Below are 22088 nucleotides of genomic sequence, written 5' to 3'. Positions count from 1 at the left end.
GTTACCTCGTCAGGTTCTTGAAAGGAAGGAAGCTCATGAAGTCGGCATGGTGCAGGATCGTCGCCTCGACCGAACGCGTGATCAGATCGCCTTCTTTGGAGTGAGCGGCGATGATGTGACAGATCGAGTCGGGAATGCCGCACTCCATGGCGAGCGACACACCTGTGAACGGATGGCGCAGGTAGCGGCCCAATTCGCTCTGGACGGCGACGCCGTCGACCTTCTCGTACTCCAGTAACTTGCCGACATCGATCAGGATCGCCCCGGCGATCACGGTGTCCATGTCGATCACGAGTGCGTTGCCGAGAAACTCTTGCATTGCTTCGGCGGCTCCGTGTGCAATGTGCACGACACAGCGTTTGTGTTCCATGAACGACGTCGGACAATCAGGGACGAGCAGCGTGAAGGGGATCTCATGCAGGTCTTCGGGTTCCAACGGACTACGTTCGAATCCAAGTACCCAGGTGTCGAGGGTTCTCTCTCGGAGATCCAGATCTTGAATCCAGTCGAGCTCGGGCCAAAGGAGTCGAACGGCGTCGCGCATCTCAGTATTCGTCATGACGACAGACTCTCTCACGGTGAAACAAGCCTTCGCAAAGTTGACCCGAGCTGCGGGAAGCACAGGGTCCTTTCCTCCTCTTTTCGGCCATCCATCGATGCGTCATCCGGACTCCTCTTGAGCAATGTCGGTGGTTTGTGCGATAGCTGCGTGTGCGTAGGTTCATCGTGTCGACGACGCGCCCGACCGTCGGGCGGTGGGTAGAGCCTGAGTGTGATGTCCGAGTTGTTCGCGCGTTTCCGCTTCTGACAGGAGGCAGACCGCTGATTTGAAGTGAGCCAAAACGCCCTCGAGCGCCATCTGGCAAAATGCATGCGGGCAGTATGGCCGATTCCGCCGACCGTGTCTCGGACTTTCGCAGGATTATCGGGCCTTTCGTGCCGGTGACCGCTCATTTCGCGGCTGTCGGCGGCACTTGGTGCCGGTGGGTCCTCAAATCGTTCGATGACCACCCTGGATCGAGGCTTCAAGACTGGGCCACCGCGGCACCACAGATCACTCGATCGTGGTCGCTGCGCGATGGAGTGGAGCGGCGCAGACGCCTCTGGCGATGTCGCCGGCCGCCAGGCCACGAACCGGAAGCAGCTCGACGACCGGCCGGCCGTGGGAACCCCTCCGACCTGCCGACGACAGAGCGTGGTCAGGGAGGACAATTCCCGGCCGGACCGCCGCTCCCGGCACTCCGGCACCCGAGAGATTGCTCGAGACCCTCCTGCGCTTCGAACGCTCTGCAGCCCCAACATGGTGCCGGCCCGCAATGAATGCGAGAGTATCGGTGCAACTGGGTACGGGACTCCGCAACGCGCGGACGACCGAAGGATTCCGCATCCACTTCCCGAGTTCTCACGTGTAACATACAAACTGGTAAGACCACTCACCAGTTTGGACAGACATATGACGGCCACGTGGATTGCTCCCATCCGACCGGCAGATCATGCCGAGCATTCGCTTGTCGAGGCGGTATTGGATGGGACGTTCCCACCGGGTTCCGAGCTTCCCGGGGAGCGCCAACTCGCCATCAGCCTCGGGGTGACGCGCCCCACGCTCCGAGAAGCCCTTCAGCGCCTCGAGCGAGATGGGTGGGTCACCGTCCGACAGGGCAGGCGCACGGTCGTGAATCACTTCTGGCAGGAAGGCGGCCTCAACGTGCTCGGAGCTCTGGTCAAGCACTCGCAACACCTCTCCACCGACTTTGTGGAGCACCTATTGGAGATTCGCTTGTACCTGGCGCCGCCTTACATGGCCGCTGCCGTTGCATGCGTCCCTGACGAGGTGGCCGCGCTCCTCTCTCAGCATCGCGACCTGCCCGATCGGGCCGAGGCTTTCGCCGCTTTCGATTGGGAGGTGCACCGCCGCCTGTCGATCGCGTCCGGCAACCCGATCTTTACGCTCATCCTGAACGGGTTCGCAGGCTTCTACGAACGATTGGCCGGCATCTACTTCGCTCTTTCCGAAGCTCGTGACCGATCGACACGTTTCTACTCGGATCTCGAGACCGCCGCCAGGAGCAACGACCGTGACGCTGCAGAGCGCGTAAGCCGGCAAGTAATGCAAGACAGTATCGAACTGTGGCGAAGCGCCGGCGGCGCCACGTTCACCGTCCCATAGCCATGCGACGCTGGAACGGCTGGGGAGATGATGGGACCGACCATCCCCTGCCGCCCAACGGAGTCCAGATGCTGCACAGGGTCATCGGTGTCGGCACCCCGCCGGACGATGCGCGGTTCGAGTCGGTGATCGCCACGGTACCGACGTCCAGACTCCCCGACCACCCGCTGGTCATCACAGATCCCCGCACCCGGGTCCGGCACGCTCGGGGCCAGAGCCTCCTCGACTGGCTGGCACTCCGTTCCGGCCGGATCGGTTCGTTCCCTGACGGAGTGGCGCTGCCAAGCACCAACGAAGAGGTCAGAGAGCTGCTCACGTGGGGAGCGCATCTCGGGGCTCGTCTCATCCCCTACGGGGGCGGTACCAGCGTCCTGGGGCACATCAATCCCCAACCGGACGAGCGTCCGGTCGTCACGATCGATATGCGACGTCTCAACCAGTTGTATCACCTCGACGAGGCAAGTCGCCTCGCCACCTTCGGTGCCGGCGTGTCCGGCCCCGATCTCGAGGGCCGGCTCCGAGCGCGCGGCTACACACTGGGTCACTTTCCCCAATCGTTCGAGTATTCGACGTTGGGCGGCTGGGTGGCCACCCGTTCCAGCGGCCAGCAGTCACTCGGATATGGGCGTATCGAAGATCTTTTTGCCGGCGGGCGGTTGGAGGCGCCCGCCGGATCAATCGAATTGCCCCCCTATCCTGCCTCGGCGGCGGGCCCGGACCTCCGCCAGCTCGTGCTCGGCTCCGAAGGGCGGCTCGGGATCCTTACCCGGGCCACCGTGCGCGTGACACGACTCCCTGAACGGGAAGAGTTCCACGGTGTGTTGTTTCCCACTTTCGCTGCAGGGCAGATCGCCATCCGCGAGATGGTTCAGGCCCGCCTGCCACTCTCCATGCTGCGACTGAGCTCCAGCCGAGAAACCGCACTGACGCTCGCCCTTGCCGGGCATCCGCGAGCCATAGCAGCCTTGGAGAGGGTCGTTTCGTTACGGAAGATCCGCGAGACGAAGAGCCTGCTCATCATGGGCCTTACCGGCACTTCGACCGAGGTGCGGCGGACACACCGGATCGCCGTCCGTACCATCCGGCGACACGGTGGAATCGATGTCGGGCGCTCATTCGGCAACCGCTGGCTCGCCGGTCGCTTCGCCGCACCCTATCTGCGGAACAACCTGTGGGAGATGGGTTATGCCGTCGACACTTGGGAAACCGCCACCGACTGGACCCATGTCCCCAAGATGATTTCGGCGATCGAGGAGGCCGCCCTCCGCACTCCCCTCGATGATCCCGATGAACGGATCCTCACCTTTACACACATTTCCCATGTGTATCCGACCGGGGCGAGCATTTACACGACCTGTGTGTTCCGGGCCGCAGGCGATCCCGAGATATCCATCGATCGTGCTCGGCAGCTCAAGCGAGCCGTCAGCGAGACGATTCTTGCCCACGGCGGAACAATCAGCCACCACCACGGTGTTGGCCTGGACCACCTCCCCTACATGCAGGCAGAGAAGGGCACACTGGGCGTCGCGGTACTTGGGGACGCTCTGCGCCGCTTCGACCCGGACGGACTCATGAATCCTGGAAAGCTGGTGCCATGAACGCGGCACTCGGGAGTTCCTGGATCGGCCGGCGTGAAGACGTCTGGTCCGCGCTGGACCGCCCGTGGGATCTGATCGTCGTCGGGGGAGGTATCACAGGTGCCGCCATCCTGCGCGAGGCGGCTCGACGTGGCCTGCGGCCATTGCTGGTCGAACAACGAGATTTCGCCTGGGGTGCCTCGAGCCGCTCATCGAAGCTCGTCCATGGCGGCCTCCGCTACCTCAAGGAAGGCAAGATCGGTATCACCCGGGCGGCGGTGCGAGAGCGCAATCGGCTTCTCCGTGAGGGACCCGGCCTGGTCGACCCGCTCGGCTTCCTGCTGGCGACCTATCAAGGAGAGCACCCGGGTTTGCTGTTGGACCGATTGGGGTTGATGTTGTATGACCTCCTCGCTCTGCAATGGCGCCATACATTCCATGACCCCGGTGACTTTCGTCTCCTGGCCCCCCACATCAGAGCGACCGGCCTACGCGGCGGCTTCCACTATCTCGACGCCCGCACCGACGATGCCCGCCTTGTACTGCGGGTGCTCAAAGAGGCCGTCCGGTCGGGTGCCACGGCGCTCAACTATGCCCAAGTGGTCGATCTGGTCCGCCGTGACGGTCAGGTCGTGGGCGTACGAGTCCGGGACACCGAGACGGGTCGAACGATCGACGTGTCCGCCCAGGCAGTGATCAACGCGACCGGCGCCTGGGCCGACCGGCTGCGGAGCCGGGTCGATGGTGAGTCGATGATCCGCCCTCTGCGCGGCAGTCATCTGATCATCCAGGCTTGGCGCCTGCCGGTTCCACAGGCGGTGGCCGTCCTCCACCCCAAGGATCACAGGCCGGTGTTCTTCTTCCCTTGGGAAGGCGTCACGATCGTCGGCACCACCGACGTCGATCATGTCGCGCCGCTCGACGACGAGCCGGCCATCAGCCCGCGAGAAGTCGACTACCTGCTGGAAGGGGTCCACGCGTTCTTTCCGGCCCTCGATGTCGGCGCCGCCGATGTGACGGCCACCTACTCCGGCATACGCCCCGTCATCGGAAGCGGCAAGTCGAATCCCTCGCAGGAGTCCCGTGACTACATCATTCTCGACGAGCACGGTCTGGTCACTGTCACCGGAGGCAAGTTGACCACGTTTCGGCTGATCGCCCGCGATGCGATCGATGCTCTGCACTCCCGCATGCCGGATCTGCCTCCGGCAGATCACGATGCCCCTGCACTCGATCCGGCAGATGAGGTTCCAGGCGGAGAACTCGGCGAGGACCTCGTTCGCCGATTGGGCGGGTGGTGGTCTCGCGACGCCGTCGCCCTCATCCAAGCCGCCGGTCCAGGAGAGCTCTCGCTCATCCCCGGTACTCCGCTGCTGTGGGCCGAACTGCGTTGGGCAGCTCGAACCGAAGCAGTCGTGCATCTAGAGGACCTCCTGCTCCGGCGCGTTCGCGTCGGTCTGCTGGTCCCCGACGGCGGCGCCGACCTCCTTCCACGGATCCGAACCATCGTGCAAGACGAACTGGGCTGGCACGACGCTCGCTGGGAAAGCGAGGTAGAGCAGTACCTGGACTGCTGGCGGCGCAACTACAGGCTCCCCGGCTTGTCGAAGCCAACCGCGGCAACCTGAGCACTCGTGTCACTGTCAGTCCTCGCGCCGCTGCGGACGCCCGGCGGGGCGAATCGGATCTCATCGGCCGCGAGCTGTATCACACCGGATCCTCCGCGTTCGCTAACACCGGACCGCTTGTCCGAGAATCCCCGGTTACTCACGGGCGGGTCTGGCACGAGGACGGAGCCCCGGTGCTTGCGTCAACTCCCTCGATACGGTACATTGCGGCCCTCATGTTGTGGACGATGTGTATGTGTCGATGCTCTCGGGTGGTTCACCCGAGCGTTGGCGTGTCCATCGCCTCACGCTCCTGACGACGCCACCACCCGTTAGCACGTTCCGGCGTCGTCACACCCCTTCCAGATAACTGTCGTTCGTCGACGACGGTCTGCGACACCAGGAGCGACCACACATGAGCTATGCCAATCCAGATGCCCTCGTCACCACCGAGTGGCTGGAACGTCGGCTTGGGGACCCCCGGATCAGGATCCTCGAGGTGGCCGCGGATCCGGCCGCCTACGACCAGGGCCACCTTCCCGGCGCAACCCTCTGGAGTGGACTGTGCGATCTGCAGCGTCCGGAGCCGCCTTCTTGCCCTGATCAAGCCGAACTGAGTCGCGTGCTCTCCCGGGCCGGGGTTGACGACAGGTCCACTGTCGTCGTGTATGGAGGACCCGGAAACTGGTTGGGAGCGTTCGGCTACTGGTTGCTCAAGTATCGGGGCTTCGACGACGTCCATCTGCTCGACGGTGGGCGCGAGAAGTGGCGACTCGAGGCACGCCCGCTGACCCGGGAGATCGCCTCACCACAAGCCACCGGTTTTCGGGTGACGGGCGCAGATCGGCAAGAACTGAGAGCGAGCAGAGACCACGTCCTCGCCGCAGATGGTGACACCGTCCTCGTCGACACCCGCTCGCCACAAGAGTATCGGGGAGAACAGTTGGCACCCCCAAATGCATCGCAGCGTCAGAACTATGCAGGAGGTCACATTCCCGGGGCCAGGAATGTTCCCTGGCCGCGGACGACCAACGTCGACCGGAGCTTTCGGTCCTTGAACGAGTTGCGCTCACTCTTCGAGCGCGAATCGGTCCCCCGAGACGCCCGTGTCGTCACCTACTCACTGTCGGGTGCACGGTCGGCCCACACTTGGTTCGTCCTCAAGGAATTGCTGGGTTACCCGCGGGTCATGCACTACGAGCGCTCCTGGGTGGACTACGCAACAACCGGCGCGCCGGTGGAACGGGGCCGGCGGAGAGGCGATCCGGTGAGCGCGTCGGACCTGGAAGGCTGCTGAGCGGGCATGACCTCTATCGAGCATTCGTTGGTCGAGCAGATCAAGGCCGGCAGCGGCTTTCTTCGAGGCACCATCGTCCGGGAACTGGATGACGAGAAACCGTCGTTCAGCAAAGAAAACGTCGTGGTACTGAAGTTCCACGGAATCACCGAGGAGGACAATCGGGATGTCCGCGCCGACCTGGCACCCGGCGCGAACCCAGACGTGATCTTCATGGTCAGGGCAGCAATCCCGGGAGGCGTGCTGACGACCGAACAGTACCTGGCGTTGGATCGACTGGCCGACCAGGCAGGGAACGGAACCCTTCGTCTCACAACCCGTCAGGCCGTGCAGTTCCACCATGCCCGCAAGACCGATCTCGCCACACTGATTCGGACACTGAATCAACGTCTTGTCACGACACTTGGCGCCAGTGGCGACGCCGTGCGCAACGTGATGAGCTGCCCGGCGCCGCTCCCTGACAGAGCACGTGTGGGCCTGGCCACCTTCGCAGAGCAGATCGCCGATCATTTTCGCCCACGCACCCGCGCCTACTACGACATCTGGATGAACGGTGAACGGGCAGTCACCGCCGCCGCTGCCGACGAGGAGCCGCTCTACGGCAGGACGTACCTGCCTCGCAAGTTCAAGATCGGTCTGGCTTTCCCCGAAGACAACTGCATAGATGTCTACTCCCAGGATGTGGGCATCATCGCCGATGTGCGATCCGGGAGTTTGGAGGGGTTCACGTTGCTGGTCGGCGGCGGTCTCGGCCGAACTCACGGCAGACCCGACACCTTCCCGCGGCTGGCCGACCCACTCTGCTTTGTTGCTCCCGAGGACCTCTTGGAGGTACTCGAAGGGATCGTCGGTATCCAGAAGGATTTCGGTGACCGATTGGACCGTAAACAAGCCCGGTTGAAGTATCTGATCGACCACTGGGGCGTTGACATCTTCAAGGATGCTCTGGAACAACGGCTCGGCCGACGTCTTGCTGCCCCACAGCCCTTGTCGTGGACCGACGCCGACGACCATCTGGGTGTGCATCGTCAGGACGCCGGCCGATGGTTCGTCGGAGTGCCGATCGAAGGTGGACGTATCGCCGACCGTGGCGATGTGCTGTTGCGCACCGGACTCCGTGCCGTCGCCGAGCGGTTCCGGCCCGGATTCCGGCTCACTCCAGGGCAAAACCTTCTTCTCACCGACCTCACCGATCGTGAGCGAGTGGACGTCGTATCGACGCTGGAGGATCACGGCGTCCTTCCGGCCGGTCGGATACCCCCGGTGATCCTGCACTCCATGGCATGCCCGGCCCTTCCCACGTGCCCCTTGGCGGTCACCGAGTCCGAACGTGTCCTTCCCGAGGTCACACGGGCTCTCCAGACCGAACTGGACGCACTGGGGATCGGCGAAGAAAGTATCCGAGTGCGCATGACCGGTTGCCCAAATGGGTGCGCGCGCCCTCAGAGCGCCGAGATCGCCTTCGTCGGCAGGCGCAAGGGCAGGTACGACGTCCATGTGGGCGGCAGCGCCCTCGGGACGCGCCTCAATGTGCTTCTCGCCGAGAACGTGGCCAGGGAGGACCTGGTTCACCTGCTCTCGCCGATTCTGACTGCATATCGAGATGACAGATTCGACGGAGAGACCTTCGGAGACTTCTGTCTCCGCAGCGGTGTGGGAGATGCCGAATCGGCCGACCGTGATGAGCGCTTTCCCATCCCCACACCGGACCCGATCGATCTCGACGAGTACCGACCATCCCCGATCCACGGAGCGACCCTCCCATGACCGTCACCCACACAGGCACACAACCGTCCGGGAGCACTCCGGCACACTACCCGCTCCTCCTCCGCCTGGAAGGTCGATCCTGCATGGTCGTCGGAGGGGGAAAGGTGGCCGAGGGCAAGGTCGAGGGTCTGCTCGCCGCCCATGGCGACGTCACCGTAGTCAGTCCAGAGCTGACCGAACGTCTGTTCACCTGGTTCGAGGACAGGCGGATCGCCTGGATCCCGAGACCGTATCGGAAGGGTGACCTCACCGGCTGCTTCCTCGCCGTCGCGGCCACCGAGGATCGGGATGTCAACCGGCGGGTGTGGCAGGAGGCCGAAGAGCACTCGATTCTGCTGAACGCCCCCGATGACCCGCACCACTGCAACTTCATCCTTCCGGCGGTACACCGGCAGGGCGATCTTGTCGTTGCGGTCTCCTCCAGCGGTCTGGCGCCGGCGTTCTCCGTCTGGCTTCGAGACCGGATCGCGCACGGCATCGGACCCGAGTACGGGGCCTATCTCGACCTGCTGGGCAACCTCAGGCCGGAGGTGGCCGACCGTTTCACCGATCCGGCGCAAAGGCGCCGAGCCTGGCGCCGGCTGATCGGCGACGAGACCTTCCAGCACGTGCGGCGTGGCGATATGGAAGCCGCCTATCGAGCTGCGCAAGAGCTATTTGATGCCGAGGAGGAACTGTGACCGCCACCACTCGCACGCGCAAGGAGCTCAAGGCCGAGACGCTGGTCGGTGCCGCTCTCGAGTATCCAGGCAACGTGGGTATCACCTGCAGCTTCCAGGCGGGCGGCATCGCATTGCTCAGCATCATCCGACGCTTCCGGCCTGACATCCCGGTGCTCTTCGTGGACACCGGCCTTCATTTCCCCGAGACGTACGCATTCCGCGACCAGCTCACCGAGACATGGGACCTCAACCTGGTGAACATCACTCCCGGCGACGGGCTGGGCGAGGGTCTCGTGGACGACCTGCCCCTCACGAATCCGGATCTGTGCTGCCGATTGCGCAAGGTCGATCCCCTCCTCCGGGCGCTGCAAGATTACGACATCTGGTTTACCGCACTGCGACGTGACCAGGCGCCGACCAGGGCCGCAACTCCCCGAATCGACCGATACCGGCTTCCCACCGGAAAACAGCTCATCAAGGTGAACCCGATCGTCGACTGGACCTGGGAAGAAGTCCTCGACTTCTCGCGCGCCAACGACCTGCCGTTACACCCCTTGTACGCTGCCGGTTATCCGAGCATCGGCTGTGCTCCGTGCACGTCGCTGCCTCTCGACCCGAGCGACACTCGTTCAGGTCGCTGGAACGGCACGAAGACCGAGTGCGGTATCCACCCGCCCAACGGGGAGGCCACGACATGCGGCTCGTGACAGGAAACGAAGCCGTCCCCTCCGGACGGCGGGCAGCGGTTTCCTCTGGCAAGGTGTTCCTGGTGGGGGCCGGTCCCGGGGACCCCGAACTCCTTACCCTCAAGGCGCTTCGCGTCCTCGAGGAAGCCGATGTCGTGCTCCACGACCGTCTGGTCAGCCAGGAGATCATCAGAATGGCCGACTCGGCGGCAATCCTCATCGACGTTGGGAAGCGGCCGGGAGGGCCGGGCAACAGCCAAGATCGTATCAATAGCACGATGCTCACCTACGTCGCGTTGGGAAAGACGGTTGTGCGCCTCAAGAGTGGAGATCCCCTCATCTTCGGACGTGGAGGCGAGGAGTGGGAATACCTCCGCCGTCACAACATCGAGGTGGAGTTCGTCCCCGGGATCACCTCGGCGACCTCGGTGCCCGGTGTGGCCGGCATCCCCCTCACCCAGCGGGGCGTCGCCGAATCGTTCGCGGTCATCACCGGCCACAAAGAGAACGGATCCATGCCGGAGTGGTCCCGCTACGCGGAGATCGACACGTTGGTGATTCTCATGGGGGTGCGCCGCCGGAGCGCCATTGCCCGCTCTCTGATCGCGACAGGCCGCTCACCCGACGAGCCGGCCGCCTTCATCCAAAGGGGAACAACCTCCGATGAGCGTGTCCTGGTCACGAACCTCGGGGAGATCGCGGCCGAGACGGTTGCGGTCCAGGCGCCGGCGATACTGGTGGTGGGGCACGTCGTCGAGCTTCGCGCCGCCCTTGCTTCGAGGGTACAGGTGTCCGCGTCCGGCCGGCATCTCGATGCGGTTCCACAAGTCGTCTCAGACATGTTGGGCGACTGCCGCCCGGCCGGGGAACACTCCGAATCCCGACCGACAGCCGTGGCGGGGCGGAAGGACAGATCAAAGTGGCAACCATCCACGACAGGCCTTCGAGGAGCATGACATGAACGACCATTCCCTTCGCGTCTACGATTCGATTCTCGGACTGCTCTGTAACCCCGACAACCCCACACCCCTTGTGCGTCTGACTCGGGTGAGCCCATTCGAACACACACAGGTGTACGCGAAGCTGGAATGGTTCAACCCGTTCGGGTCCGTGAAGGACCGGGTGGCGTCCAACATGGTCGGCAACGCGGAGCAACGCGGGGAGATCGGATCAGGCCAGAAGCTGGTGGAGCCGACCTCGGGCAATACCGGTCTCGGTCTCGCCATGATCGCCAACGCGAAGGGCTACTCTCTCACCACTCCTCTTTCCAGCTCGATTCCGCTGGAGAAACGGACGATGCTGCGTTTCTTCGGGGCCGAGGTGCTGGAATTGGAGGACGCCCTGTGCCCCGCACCATGGGCACCGGAGGGTGCCATCGCCCACGCGATGGAGATCGCCGAACGCCCGGAGTTCCAGATGCTGAACCAGTACGAGAACAAGGCCAACCCCGAGGCGCACTACAAGACCACCGGACCTGAGATCTGGCGTCAGACACGGGGCAGGGTGACGCACCTGGTCGCGGGTCTCGGTACATGCGGCACGATTACCGGGACGGGCCGGTTCCTCAAGGAACAGAATCCGAATGTGCAGGTCCTTGGTGTCCACCCCAATGAGGGACATGACATCCCCGGTGTGCGCAGCATCCAACAACTACAGCAGACGCACTTCTTCCAGCCTGAGCAGTACGACGGTTTGGTGGAGGTCCAAACCCAGAACGCCTTCGAACTCTGCTTGCGGCTGAACCGTGAGGAGAGCATCACAGCAGGACCGAGTTCTGCCATGGCGCTGGAGGGAGCGTTCAAGCTGATAGCCGACGAGCCCGGCAATCTGGTAGTGGTGATCTTCCCCGATAGCGCTTTCAAGTATGCATCATCGGTCGTCAAACATCTGGCCGGTCTGCGCTCGGCGCAAGCGACCCCACCAACTGGAAAGGAGCGGCTGCTGGACCAGATGGCCGGGAATATCAGAGCCAACATGGCCTTGACCATCGACGTCGAATCGGCCCACGAGCTGTGGCGGAACCACAAGCCGTTCGTCATGGACGTGCGTAACGATTTGCACTTCTCCTTGGAGCACATCCCGGGTGCCGTCAACATGCCCCTCAAGAACCTGAACGAGCGCGTTTCGGACCTCCCCGAAGATCTCGAAGCGCCCGTGCTCAGCGTCTGCGAGAAGGGCAACGCCTCACTTCTTGGTCTCCTCTTCCTGACCACGTTGGGCTATCGCAATGTACGAAACCTCGCCGGAGGGATGATCGCGTGGCGCGAACACGGCTTCGTCACCGAGTCGGCGAGTCGAGACCTTGCATGATCCAGGTCCGAAGGTAGTCATGATCAACCTTGGGGCTCGTTGGAGTTACGGCTTCCGCCTCGGACGTACCCTGGCACCAAGACCCTCGTATGCGTCTGCAGAGGTTGGAGTTGCACGGGCCTAGATGTGCCGTATGCAGGCAATTTCGTGACTCCGTCGGTATAGTTGGATCACGGTGAATCTCTGGCCGACAGTGGAGGACTTGCACCGCCGATACGTGCACGTGGGAGTCTACGTCGCTGCGGCGTTGGGGGTAGCGTATGGAGTTGCCGCCGGCGTCCATAAGGATGTCAGCCTCGCCGCCTCGGCGGTGGCCCTGTTCCTGTTCGCAGGTCTCGCTCTGTGGCAACTGAGGAATGACCGGCCCCGGCTCGACGTCCTGGTCGGTCTGGCCGGCCTTCTTTTGATCGCAGCAGCGTTGGTCAACCAACCGGTCATCCTCGTGAGCGCCCTTCTCACGTACACGGTCTTTGCCGCCGCGGCAGCATATCTCGGAGGACGTTGGTTGAACCTCTGGTTCGGTGCCGCAATCGTCATCGCAGCCGTAGTGTTCATCCTGAGGTTGCAGGCGCCGCCGACACTCACGGCGCTTTCCATCGCCATCCTCGTGATCGGCAACAGCATCGGCGGTCTGATATACCACGAAACCGGCAGCCTCCTCCGATCAGAAGCCGCCAGGTGGCACGCCCTGTTCAGCTTGGCCCCGAACGGCATCGTCGTGATCGACACCGACGGAAACATCGTGATGACCAATGATCGGTTTGTCGAGATGTTCGGCCTGGAGTCCGCCGGCGAGGTGCTTGGAGGCAAGCTCGACAGATTCATTCCGGAACGATTCCGCCACAGCCATCCCAAGCACGTCCGGGACTTTGCCGTCTCTTCGCAGCGGTACCGGAGGATGGATACCAGACCCGTGCTTTATGGGGTGCGAGCGAATGGTGAGGAATTCCGTATCGAGATCTCGATCGCGAACGTGACTTTCAACGGACAGCGCACACTGATGGCCATCGTCCGAGACGTGACCGAACGCCTGGAGAATCTCCGCAGGCTCGAGGAGATGGCCGAGTCCCGTCTGCAGCTGCTGGCCTCGGTATCCCATGAGGTACGCACCCCGCTGACCGCAATACTCGGGTTCTCCGAACTTCTCAGAGAGGACTCCGGCCTTTCGCCTGAGGAGCAAAGGGCCATGATGAGAGATATTGCTTCTGAGGCGTCTGACATGGCGAACCTGGTCGAGGACCTCCTGGTGGGAGCGCAGGCGGAGCTGGGAGAACTCGAGGTCATCCAGGTGCCGGTCAACCTGGAGGCCCAAGCACGCAAGGTCCTCGAGTCCCTTCGTGTCGCGGCAACTGTCGAAGTTACAGGCACCGTCCTGGCTAGTGCCGACCCGGGCAGGGTGCGTCAGATACTGCGAAACCTCGTCACGAACGCAGAACGCTACGGCGGAACGGATCTACAAGTCGAGATCGACCGACGTGAAGAGATCATTACGCTTGCGGTGACTGACAACGGACCGCCGCTGTCGGAAGAGGACCAAGAAAGGATTTTCGAACGGTTCCATGTCGCGCAACCCCAGCAAGGCAAACCCGGACCAATCGGCATCGGTCTGCCGCTGTCGAGAGACCTTGCCCGAAAAATGGGCGGCGACCTCACCTACCGCCACGCCGATGGACGAACCATCTTCGAGCTGACACTGCCCGTGTACGAGTGAGACACGGCGCACGGGGATTCCCAACTAGTTCTCCGGCCTGACACTCAGGTTCGAGGAATACGGCAACTCGCAGTAGTTGCACATCGAGTCCACAGATGTGGCTGCGGACCATGTCGAACTCGAAGGCTCGAGCAGTCCAGCCGCGACACGTCCTGATGCACCCGAGATTGCACAAGAGGCATGCTCCGCCGGATAGCCACCCGAGCATGTTCTTCCTCCTGAAGACTGCCGGGATCGAACCAGCAACCTCAGATGCGCAAAGGGAAGTCGTACTGTCCTCGCGCGGCGGCTACAGGATCATCTCTCAGGCCAGGCGGTCCTCGAGACCGCCCGTGCGCACCCAGGTTCGGTCCGCACCGATGGCAAGAGCCTCGCCTCCTTTTCCGGTGACGAACTCGAGACCGTCCCTCGGCCCAAGCACGAATCCGGCCGTGGCTGCGCCGTCCGCCGACATCCCATCGGGCAGAACCACCGTGAACGAGTGGGTCCCTCTTGCAGGGTATCCCGTACGCGGGTCGACGATGTGGTGATAGCGAACGCCGTCGACGGTGAAGAATCGTTCGTAGTCACCGGATGTCGCCACGGCAGCGTCGCGAAGGTGAAGGACCCTGGAGATCCGCTCGGGTCGGAAGGGGTCGGGGATACCGACCCGCCAGGGTCGCCCGGCGTGGGAGCCAAGAAGCCGCAGGTCTCCTCCTGCATCGACGATCGCATTCGTGACACCTGCCGCCCGCAGGATGCGAACCGCCCGATCCACGGCAAAACCTTTGGCGATTCCCCCGAGGTCGAGGCTTGCGGTCGACGTGAGCTGCCCCAGGCCGCCCGACAGGTTCACCTCCGCCCGGGCGACGGCGTCGAGGGCTTCTTCAATCGCCGCGGTCTCCGGGACTCGGCCCTCATCGGGTCGCCAGAGCCGGCTGAGAGGGAGAAACGCGCCCTCCGTGGCCGAGCGCAACGCATTTGCCTGAAACAACACGGCTTCCAGATCCGGAGCGAGGCGGACGGGTCCCGAACCGGCGGTCGCGTTGAAGTCGTTCAACTCACTGGTCGGATCGAAGACCGTAAGGCGACTCGCCACCCCTTCCATGCCGGCAAACGCCCTCTCCGCAATGGACGCGGCGACGTCCGGTTCAAGACCGATCAGGACGATTTCGACATCGGTCCCCATCATCGCACGGACGTATCGATCGACCCGGTCGCGCCTGGCTGTCCACTCCCACACGGGCAAACCGACCAGTCCCGCACCTGCGACGACGCCGAGCATGTCCCTGAGGAAGTGACGGCGGGAGATCATGCCGGCGCCCTTCTCCCTTGCTTTCGAGTCCCGTAGACACGATTGGTTACCACGCGATCGATGAAAGGTGTGGCGAAGTTGGCGAGAACGACTCCCAACGCCTCCCCGGTGGGAAACAATGTGGTGATGCGGATGAAGGTGCCGATGGCGGCGGCACCCAAGCCGAATCCCACTCGTCCCGGCACTGTTGCCGGTGACGTTGTGGGGTCGGTGACGATGAAGAAGGCGGTCATGATGCTGGCGCCCGCCAGCAGATCGAAGAGAGGTTGGCGTCCGAGAACCACCGATGTTGCCGCGACGCCGACAAGGTAGGCCGCGGGAAGATGCCACCGGATGATGCCCCGCCACAAGAGGTACGCGCCACCGAGAAGGAGCAGTATCGTCGTGGTCTCACCGATCGAACCGCCCCGAGTACCGAAGAACATGTCGAGATAGCCGGGGCGCGAAGCGGCGCCGAGTGGAGTTGCCTCCGATACGGCGTCGACGGGGAACGTCGTCATCGGTACCAAGAACTCCGACACGATCAGCACCCGCGCCGCCATGGCGGGGTTCAGCAGGCTTCTGCCGGTGGACGTGGTGACGAACGCCTTGATCACCCCGGTTGCCACCGCTCCCCCGGCGGCGGCGATCAACGGGTTGAGGCCTGGCGGAAGACTCATGCCCAGGATGAGACCCGTCAGAAACGGCGCTCCGTCCATGATGGTGATGGGCCGGTGACGCAGCCGCTCGACGATTGCCTGGGCTGCAACGGCGGCGACGATCGCGGCGGCCAACTGTGGAAGCGTCTCGGCTGGACCGAAATACCACACGCCGAAACTGGCCGCCGGGACAAGAGCCGCGACGACCTCCCACATCACCCGAGGTTTCGTCAGTGAGCGTCTGATGTGCGGTGAGGAGACGGCCTTCATCGCCGTTCCTCGCGGATGGTGCGCTTTCCGGCACGTATGACTTCGACGAGGGGGATGTTGGATGGACAGACGTAGTCACACAGGCCGCACTCGAAACAGTCGAAGAGGTGATAGGTATCTGCCAGTAACGGCTTGTTCAACCGGATGAGATCGACGAAGAGATACGGCATCAGACCGATGGGGCACACTTCGACGCACCAGGCACAGTGGATGCAGGGAACCTCCGAGCCTTGTCGAGATTCCTCTGGAGAGAGCGCCAAGATCCCGGTAGTCGGCTTGATGACGGGGACTGCCAGGTCTCGTTGAGCGATCCCCATCATGGGGCCACCCATGATCACCCGGTCGGCATCTCCGGTCGCGCCGGTCTGCTCGAGGACGTGGGAGAACGAGGCACCGATTCGCACCAGGTAATTGCCAGGGTGTTCTACGGCCTCACCGGCCACCGTCACAACACGTTCCACAAGCGGACGTCCTCGACGCACGGCCTGGGAGATCGCGGCGGCGGTACTCACGTTCTGGCTCACGACCCCGATGTCGTAGGGGAACCCTCCAGAGGGGACCTCTCGGCCCAGGAGCACCTTGATCAGGATCTTCTCGGCCCCTGCCGCATAGTCGCGCGACATGAGCCGTACCTCGACCACCGAGCCGAGACCCGCCGTGTGCACCGCACGTTCGAGCGCAGCTGCCGCATCTTCCTTGTCCGATTCCACGGCGAAAACAGCGCGGGGAGCATCGACCATGCGCATGATCCACTGCAAGCCGTCGACGACTTCGTCCGTGCGTTCGACGGCCATGCGATGGTCCGCCGAGAGATACGGCTCTCCCTCCATCACATTGATGATCACCATGTCGATGTCGACATCGGCAGGGGGATCGAGCTTGACCGCGGCCGGGAATCCTGCGCCGGCCATCCCAACGATGCCCGCACGACGAAGAGCCGCCCGAAGCTGCTCGGGGGTTGCCTTCTCCAGATCCGCGAGCACGGCGAGATCCGTCCACTCGTCCCTCCCGTCGTTCTCGATCACCACCGCAGGGACGACACCTCCGAGCGGGTACGGATGTTCTGCCACTTCGAGGATCCTCCCCGAAACAGAGGCGTGAACCGTTGCCGCCACTCGAGCGGGGCTCTCGCCGATGACATCGCCGATCCGCACGCGGTCTCCAACACGTACGATCGGCTCACACGTCTCACCGATATGCTGACGGAGGGGGACGATCGCGACTTCCGGCGCAGGCAACGTTGTGATCGCAGCCGTCGCCGTCGCGTCCTTGCGGGCATCGAGCAATGGAACATGTCGGCGCCGTGTGAACAGTTGCATGTCAACCGGCAGTCTTCGGGCTCGGGGCGAACAGGCCGGCGATGTGGGCGAAGATCGTCCAGGTAAACGCACCCGCGATCATCAGCGCGGGGATGGGGAAAAGCCAGGTGCGGGCGATCTGGTGGCCCGCGGGCCCAAAGGTGGGGGTGAGAAGTGCGGTGACCAGGAACACAGTGGCGAAGGTGAGGCCGCCCACACCCACCATCCAGGTAATGACCCGTCGTTCATGATCACCGATGAGCGGGGCATTTGCCGCGAAGAGACTGATGAGGAAGACGTAGACCGTGTTGTAGAGACTCTGCGGGAAGAAATCGGTGAGCACGACCTCGAATGCCATATGTGCCACATCCGCGTCGGTCTTCGGCGGGGGCATCTCGGCGAATTGTGGCTCATTGGTCGGTGGTACGAGGGCTTGCGACGATACGCCGCGCAGGAACAGCTCGTGGATCTGCGGTTCAAAGCCACCGATCATGAGGTTTGCACCCAGGTTGAGACCGAGAACAAGGAGCGTGAACACGATGCCGACGCGCAGTGGGGCACGCAGAAGCCGCTGAGACTGCATCGTGGTCTCACTGCTGGAGCTCTCCATTTCCGCATTCACCATGCCACGGACCATGCCTCGCCATAGAAGCGCCAACTCATGAACGAAGTCCTCCAGAAAGTCGATCGGATCTGCACGATGCCCACACCTTATTCCTTCCAGTCGCCTGGAATGTCAAGTAGGTATCTCGTTGTCGGCGGCGTCATCGTGGAGAAGTCATTCGTGAACAGCCGACCTGCCTTGGCCGCGATCTCGAGCAGAACAACTCGGTGGCGTTTGCAGGCAGGGAGAATGCAGGTATTTGCCATCGCAAGAGCGGGCGCGGGTTGCAGAATGGAGCGCTGCCGTGCACGACGATCCGAAGGTGGCCAACGCGCGCGTACAGGACCCGGAATGGGTGGAATGCGTGACAAGAATGCGGACCCCCGGATCGTCGACAACCTCAACGTGCGGCTACTCGGCCAATTCTTTCGATGACCTCCAAAACGCGCGACCGGCCGGTGGTGGACGCGTAGTGTTATTGGTGTCCGCCCACGAACGCAAGGAGGCCGCTGTGGCGTTCGAGAGCATTGTCCACAAGATCCTGGCAACCGGAACCGAGCGGGGCGCCCTGCCCGCGTACGCCGTGCGCGACGGCGATCGTTGGGTGACAACGAGCTGGACCGAGTACGCGTCTCAGATTCGTGACGCCGCGAAGGGACTGATCGCGCTCGGTGTCGAACCCGGCATGCCGGTGTCCATCCTCGGGACCAACCAGCCCGAGTGGGTCGTCTTCGACGTCGCCGCCATGGCAATCGGTGCGATGCCCGCAGGAATCTACGCAACCAACACGCCGAAGGAGTGCGCGTACGTCATCGACCATTCCGAGTCGCCTGTGGTCCTCGTTCAGAATCTGGAGCAGCTGGACAAGATCCTGGTCAAGCGCTCCGAGCTGCCGGGTCTGCATCACATCGTGCTCATGAGCGACGACGCGGTCGGTGTAGAAGGCGTCCTGACCTGGGACGAGTTCGTCGCAGGCGGCCGCGATATCTCCGATGACACCGTCGACACCAGGCTCGACGCTCTCGGCCCGCGCGACGGAGGGACCCTCATCTACACGTCGGGCACCACCGGACCTCCAAAGGCGGTCGTGCTGCCCCATGAGGCTCTGGCATACATGGCCAGAGTCCTCATCGACATCGTCCCGGTGGGTCCCGAGGACCGGGTGATCTCCTATCTCCCCCTTTCGCACATCGCCGAGCAAGTCATAACCCTCATCACACCGGCGGTGAGTGGTCACATGGTCTACTACGAGACGGACATCAGACGCCTCGCAGAAACCATCAAAGAAGTCCGCCCAACGGTGTTCTTTGCGGTGCCACGGGTTTGGGAGAAGTTCTACGCCGGCGTGAATGAAGCAGTGAGTAGCGCTGCCGGCGCGAAAAAGGTGCTCGTAGACCGGGCGTTGACCGTCGGGAGACGGCATGTCGACGCCATCAACCGGGGGCAGACACCGGGTGCGTGGCTCGGCCTGCAGTACAGGCTGTTCGACAAGCTCGTCTACTCGAAGGCGAAGGGGGCGATGGGTCTCGATCAGGCTCGGTTCGCGTTCTCGGCCGCTGCGCCGCTCTCGATCTCGATCCCCGAGTTCTTCGCAGGCCTCGGGCTGCAGATTCTCAACGTCTACGGTCTGTCCGAGTGCACGGGTCTGTGTGCGTTCAACCGTCCCACCAACAACCGCTTCGGGTCGGTGGGTACTGCCCTCCCGAAGGTCGAACTGAAGATCGCCGAAGACGGCGAGATCCTGACCCGCGGCCCAAACAACTTCCTCGGGTACTTGAAGAATCCGGAGGCGACGGCAGAGGCGTTGAGCGAGGACGGCTTTCTCCGCACCGGCGATGTCGGATATATCGACGATGACGGATTCCTCTTCATCACCGATCGCAAGAAGGACATCATCATCACCTCGGGCGGTGAGAATGTAACCCCATCGCTCATCGAGGTCGAGCTGAAAACGGCTCCGATCATCGGCGACGCCATCGTGATCGGGGACCTGAGGCCCTATCTCACCGTCCTGGTATCACTCGACGCGGAAGCCGTCGAGGAGATGGGCCTCGACGACGCCGCGGTCGAGCGCGCCGTCCAGGCGGCGATCGACGAGGCGAACCAGAACCTTGCCCGAGTACGGCAGATCAAGAGGTTCACAATCCTCGAGGAACCCTTCTCGATCGAGCGCGGCGAGCTCACGCCCACCCTCAAGGTGAGACGCAAGGTGATAAGAGATCACTACGCCGCCGAGATCGACGCGATGTACAGATAGACAGCCGGCTGGTCAACCCGGGAACCGGCAAGACCCGATCCCGAGTTCACTCTCAGCGAAGGTGCCGACCCGGAGTCCCAAGGCCAAGTCCGGCCGTGCGGCGGCAAAGAAGCAGCCGTGGACGAGGATTTGCTCGCCGCCGTCCACGAAGAGATGGGAAGCGAGGTCGGCTGCCATCAGGACTGCCGGTCCTTGTCGAGTTCCGGCCGCCTATGGTCGGCTACGGCGTCGGAAGCACTTGCTCCCCTGAGTCGTTTCAGGAATGCTCCCTATGCGACCGTTGTCTGTCGGGGACCTCTGTCTGTCGGGGACCTCACCCTGTCGCGCCAGGAGCCACTCCCCCGGCAAGAGTTCACGCCGCACCGTGGCTTGGACGTGGCTGGATGGTTCCAGGAGGCCTTCCACGATCGAACGGATCGTCGCCCCCTGCGAGCCAGAGTCGCCCTCATGGTCGAACACGATCCGCACGACATGCGCACGTCCGTGGGCACGACTTCGCTGCGGCGACGGCGGCTCTCAAATGCGATACCCTCACAGGCGAGGAAACGCGGATACTCGAGCGCTGGAGCGTGGCATGGAAACCGATGAGGAAAGTGCGGAGCGCCACGAGCGCGAACGCAAAGAGGACAACGAGCGCTACGAGCGCGAACGCATGGAGGAACGCGAGGAAGCCGACCTCCGACGCAAGGAGGAACGCGTGCAAGCCGACCTCCGACGCAAGGAGGAGCGTGTGCAGGCCGACCTCCGACGCAAGGAGGAGCGTGTGCAGCGTGACGCTGAGCGTGATGAGGAACACCCCCACTGAGCGGCTCTCGATGCACGCCGAGGTGCTCCTTCCTTCGGTAGCACCGCTCGCACGTGAGGATGGGGGGAACAGGTAGGGTTGCGGCGGATCGTTTCGCTCTGGAGAACGCATGTACGTCGATGCTCATTCGCATGTCGACAAGTACGGCGACGAGGAACTCGTCGAAGTTCTCGACACGATTGAGCGTCAACGGATTCTCACGCTCGGCGTTTCGATCGACGTCCCTTCGTTTGTCAGAACGGAGAAGATCGCAGCACGGTCAGAATTCGTGGTGCCTTCCTTCGGAATACAGCCTTGGGAGGCACCCAGATACGCTGACTCGATTGATGATCTCGACGAGTTTGCCGAACGCAGTCCGATGATCGGAGAGATAGGGCTCGACTACCGCTTCGTCACAGATCAGAGCCTCTACCCGGCCCAACGGCAGGTTTTTGAAAGGTTGCTCCGCCTCGCCCGAGACCAGGACAAGGTAATCAGCGTTCACTGTGCCGGCGCCGAACAAGACACTACCGACCTGCTTGTACGGTACGGCGTCGACCGAGGAATCATCCACTGGTATTCCGGGCCGCTCGATGTCCTGGGCCGGCTGATCGAGACAGGCCTCATGTTCAGTGTCGGAGTCGAAGTACTGCATTCAGATCACGTGCGAGACGTTGCACGCGCGATACCCGCGGAGCAGTTGCTGACCGAAACCGACAACCCCGGCGGTCTACGGTGGCTGACCGGTGACACGGGATACCCCGCCCTCATCGGTGAGATCGTTGACAAGCTCTCTGATGTCCGAGGCGTGGCGCGAAGCGAACTCGTGACGACCATTCGCACGAACATGACCCGACTCATCGAGAGCGACGACCATCTGAGACCCTGGCTGGCTCAGCTTGACGCGTGACCGACATCGCGCGCGGCGACCGGCGAGGCCACAAGAGTGCTTCTGCTTCGAGCCGGAGCCGCAGGGGCACTGCGCGTTGCGTCCGATCTCCGATGTGGAGGCGAGCGGTGATCGCCTCCTCCTGATCGGCCGCTACTCGAGTGCTCCGAGCGACTGTTCCCAGTCGTTGAGGCGTCGATCTCGAGCGTCGAGGTCGCTTGCCGTATGCGACGAGCTTCCGTTTCAGCTCGGTGCTGAACGCGGACCTGT

Annotated in this window: 19 protein-coding genes; 13 read left to right on the top strand and 6 right to left on the bottom strand. The window is 63.1% G+C overall.

Going from position 1 to position 22088, the window contains the following annotated elements; translation table 11 throughout:
• Position 1 precedes the first annotated feature (1 nt).
• Complete coding sequence (locus tag GXP34_08145) at positions 2 to 544, bottom strand: phosphohydrolase (GenBank protein NOY55943.1); 543 nt, start codon at positions 542 to 544, stop codon at positions 2 to 4.
• 909 nt (positions 545 to 1453) lie between these two features.
• On the opposite strand from GXP34_08145, the gene fadR reads away from it, so the two are divergent.
• The 10 genes from fadR to GXP34_08095 all read left to right on the top strand — a co-directional run bounded on the left by fadR (position 1454) and on the right by GXP34_08095 (position 13784).
• Positions 1454 to 2167: a fatty acid metabolism transcriptional regulator FadR gene (gene fadR / locus GXP34_08140; protein NOY55942.1), complete on the top strand. Its 714-nt coding sequence runs from the start codon at positions 1454 to 1456 to the stop codon at positions 2165 to 2167.
• Between the two features lie 2 nt (positions 2168 to 2169).
• Positions 2170 to 3765, top strand: coding sequence for an FAD-binding oxidoreductase (locus GXP34_08135; GenBank protein ID NOY55941.1), 1596 nt, complete (start codon positions 2170 to 2172; stop codon positions 3763 to 3765).
• Positions 3762 to 5372, top strand: coding sequence for a glycerol-3-phosphate dehydrogenase/oxidase (locus GXP34_08130; protein NOY55940.1), 1611 nt, complete (start codon positions 3762 to 3764; stop codon positions 5370 to 5372). The genes GXP34_08135 and GXP34_08130 overlap by 4 nt, the downstream gene beginning before the upstream one ends.
• Positions 5373 to 5766: 394 nt before the next feature.
• Positions 5767 to 6648 carry a sulfurtransferase gene (locus GXP34_08125; protein ID NOY55939.1) on the top strand — a complete coding sequence of 294 codons (882 nt, stop codon included), beginning with the start codon at positions 5767 to 5769 and terminating at the stop codon, positions 6646 to 6648.
• A gap of 6 nt (positions 6649 to 6654) precedes the next feature.
• Entirely contained in the window at positions 6655 to 8415 is a 1761-nt protein-coding gene (locus GXP34_08120; protein NOY55938.1) for an NADPH-dependent assimilatory sulfite reductase hemoprotein subunit, read from the top strand.
• The gene (locus tag GXP34_08115) at positions 8412 to 9095 is read left to right on the top strand and encodes a bifunctional precorrin-2 dehydrogenase/sirohydrochlorin ferrochelatase (protein NOY55937.1); all 684 of its coding nucleotides are present in this window, start codon (positions 8412 to 8414) and stop codon (positions 9093 to 9095) included. The genes GXP34_08120 and GXP34_08115 overlap by 4 nt, the downstream gene beginning before the upstream one ends.
• A complete protein-coding gene (locus GXP34_08110) occupies positions 9092 to 9784 on the top strand; it encodes a phosphoadenylyl-sulfate reductase (GenBank protein ID NOY55936.1) in 693 nt (230 codons plus the stop codon). Before GXP34_08115 ends, GXP34_08110 begins: the two co-directional genes overlap by 4 nt.
• The gene (cobA, locus tag GXP34_08105; protein ID NOY55935.1) at positions 9772 to 10719 is read left to right on the top strand and encodes a uroporphyrinogen-III C-methyltransferase; all 948 of its coding nucleotides are present in this window, start codon (positions 9772 to 9774) and stop codon (positions 10717 to 10719) included. Before GXP34_08110 ends, cobA begins: the two co-directional genes overlap by 13 nt.
• Position 10720: 1 nt before the next feature.
• Positions 10721 to 12073 carry a pyridoxal-phosphate dependent enzyme gene (locus tag GXP34_08100; protein NOY55934.1) on the top strand — a complete coding sequence of 451 codons (1353 nt, stop codon included), beginning with the start codon at positions 10721 to 10723 and terminating at the stop codon, positions 12071 to 12073.
• Between the two features lie 175 nt (positions 12074 to 12248).
• Positions 12249 to 13784, top strand: a complete 1536-nt coding sequence (locus GXP34_08095) for a PAS domain S-box protein (GenBank protein NOY55933.1) — start codon at positions 12249 to 12251, stop codon at positions 13782 to 13784.
• 304 nt (positions 13785 to 14088) lie between these two features.
• Here GXP34_08095 and GXP34_08090 read toward each other — a convergent pair whose 3' ends face one another.
• Genes GXP34_08090 through GXP34_08075 form a run of 4 tightly spaced genes read right to left on the bottom strand, consistent with a single transcriptional unit; the run spans position 14089 to position 17909 of the window.
• The gene (locus GXP34_08090) at positions 14089 to 15078 is read right to left on the bottom strand and encodes an FAD:protein FMN transferase (protein ID NOY55932.1); all 990 of its coding nucleotides are present in this window, start codon (positions 15076 to 15078) and stop codon (positions 14089 to 14091) included.
• On the bottom strand, positions 15075 to 15986 hold the full coding sequence (locus GXP34_08085) for an RnfABCDGE type electron transport complex subunit D (GenBank protein ID NOY55931.1): 912 nt from the start codon (positions 15984 to 15986) through the stop codon (positions 15075 to 15077). The genes GXP34_08090 and GXP34_08085 overlap by 4 nt, the downstream gene beginning before the upstream one ends.
• Positions 15983 to 17305: an electron transport complex subunit RsxC gene (rsxC, locus tag GXP34_08080; GenBank protein ID NOY55930.1), complete on the bottom strand. Its 1323-nt coding sequence runs from the start codon at positions 17303 to 17305 to the stop codon at positions 15983 to 15985. Before rsxC ends, GXP34_08085 begins: the two co-directional genes overlap by 4 nt.
• 1 nt (position 17306) lies before the next feature.
• Positions 17307 to 17909: a hypothetical protein gene (locus GXP34_08075; GenBank protein NOY55929.1), complete on the bottom strand. Its 603-nt coding sequence runs from the start codon at positions 17907 to 17909 to the stop codon at positions 17307 to 17309.
• A gap of 352 nt (positions 17910 to 18261) precedes the next feature.
• Between GXP34_08075 and GXP34_08070 the strand changes: the two genes are divergently transcribed.
• Positions 18262 to 20145, top strand: coding sequence for a long-chain fatty acid--CoA ligase (locus tag GXP34_08070; protein ID NOY55928.1), 1884 nt, complete (start codon positions 18262 to 18264; stop codon positions 20143 to 20145).
• A 12-nt stretch (positions 20146 to 20157) separates the two neighbouring features.
• Here GXP34_08070 and GXP34_08065 read toward each other — a convergent pair whose 3' ends face one another.
• Positions 20158 to 20322 carry a hypothetical protein gene (locus GXP34_08065; GenBank protein ID NOY55927.1) on the bottom strand — a complete coding sequence of 55 codons (165 nt, stop codon included), beginning with the start codon at positions 20320 to 20322 and terminating at the stop codon, positions 20158 to 20160.
• A 397-nt stretch (positions 20323 to 20719) separates the two neighbouring features.
• On the opposite strand from GXP34_08065, the gene GXP34_08060 reads away from it, so the two are divergent.
• Both GXP34_08060 and GXP34_08055 read left to right on the top strand, forming a co-directional pair.
• Positions 20720 to 20950, top strand: coding sequence for a hypothetical protein (locus GXP34_08060; protein ID NOY55926.1), 231 nt, complete (start codon positions 20720 to 20722; stop codon positions 20948 to 20950).
• Between the two features lie 109 nt (positions 20951 to 21059).
• Complete coding sequence (locus tag GXP34_08055; GenBank protein NOY55925.1) at positions 21060 to 21839, top strand: TatD family hydrolase; 780 nt, start codon at positions 21060 to 21062, stop codon at positions 21837 to 21839.
• Positions 21840 to 22088 lie beyond the last annotated feature (249 nt).

It is taken from the genome of Actinomycetota bacterium, from assembly GCA_013152275.1.
Lineage (GTDB): Bacteria > Actinomycetota > Acidimicrobiia > Spongiisociales > UBA4744 > BMS3Bbin01.
The sequence above is the reverse complement of the archived record's forward strand: the minus strand, read 5'-3'. Positions and strand labels throughout refer to the sequence as shown.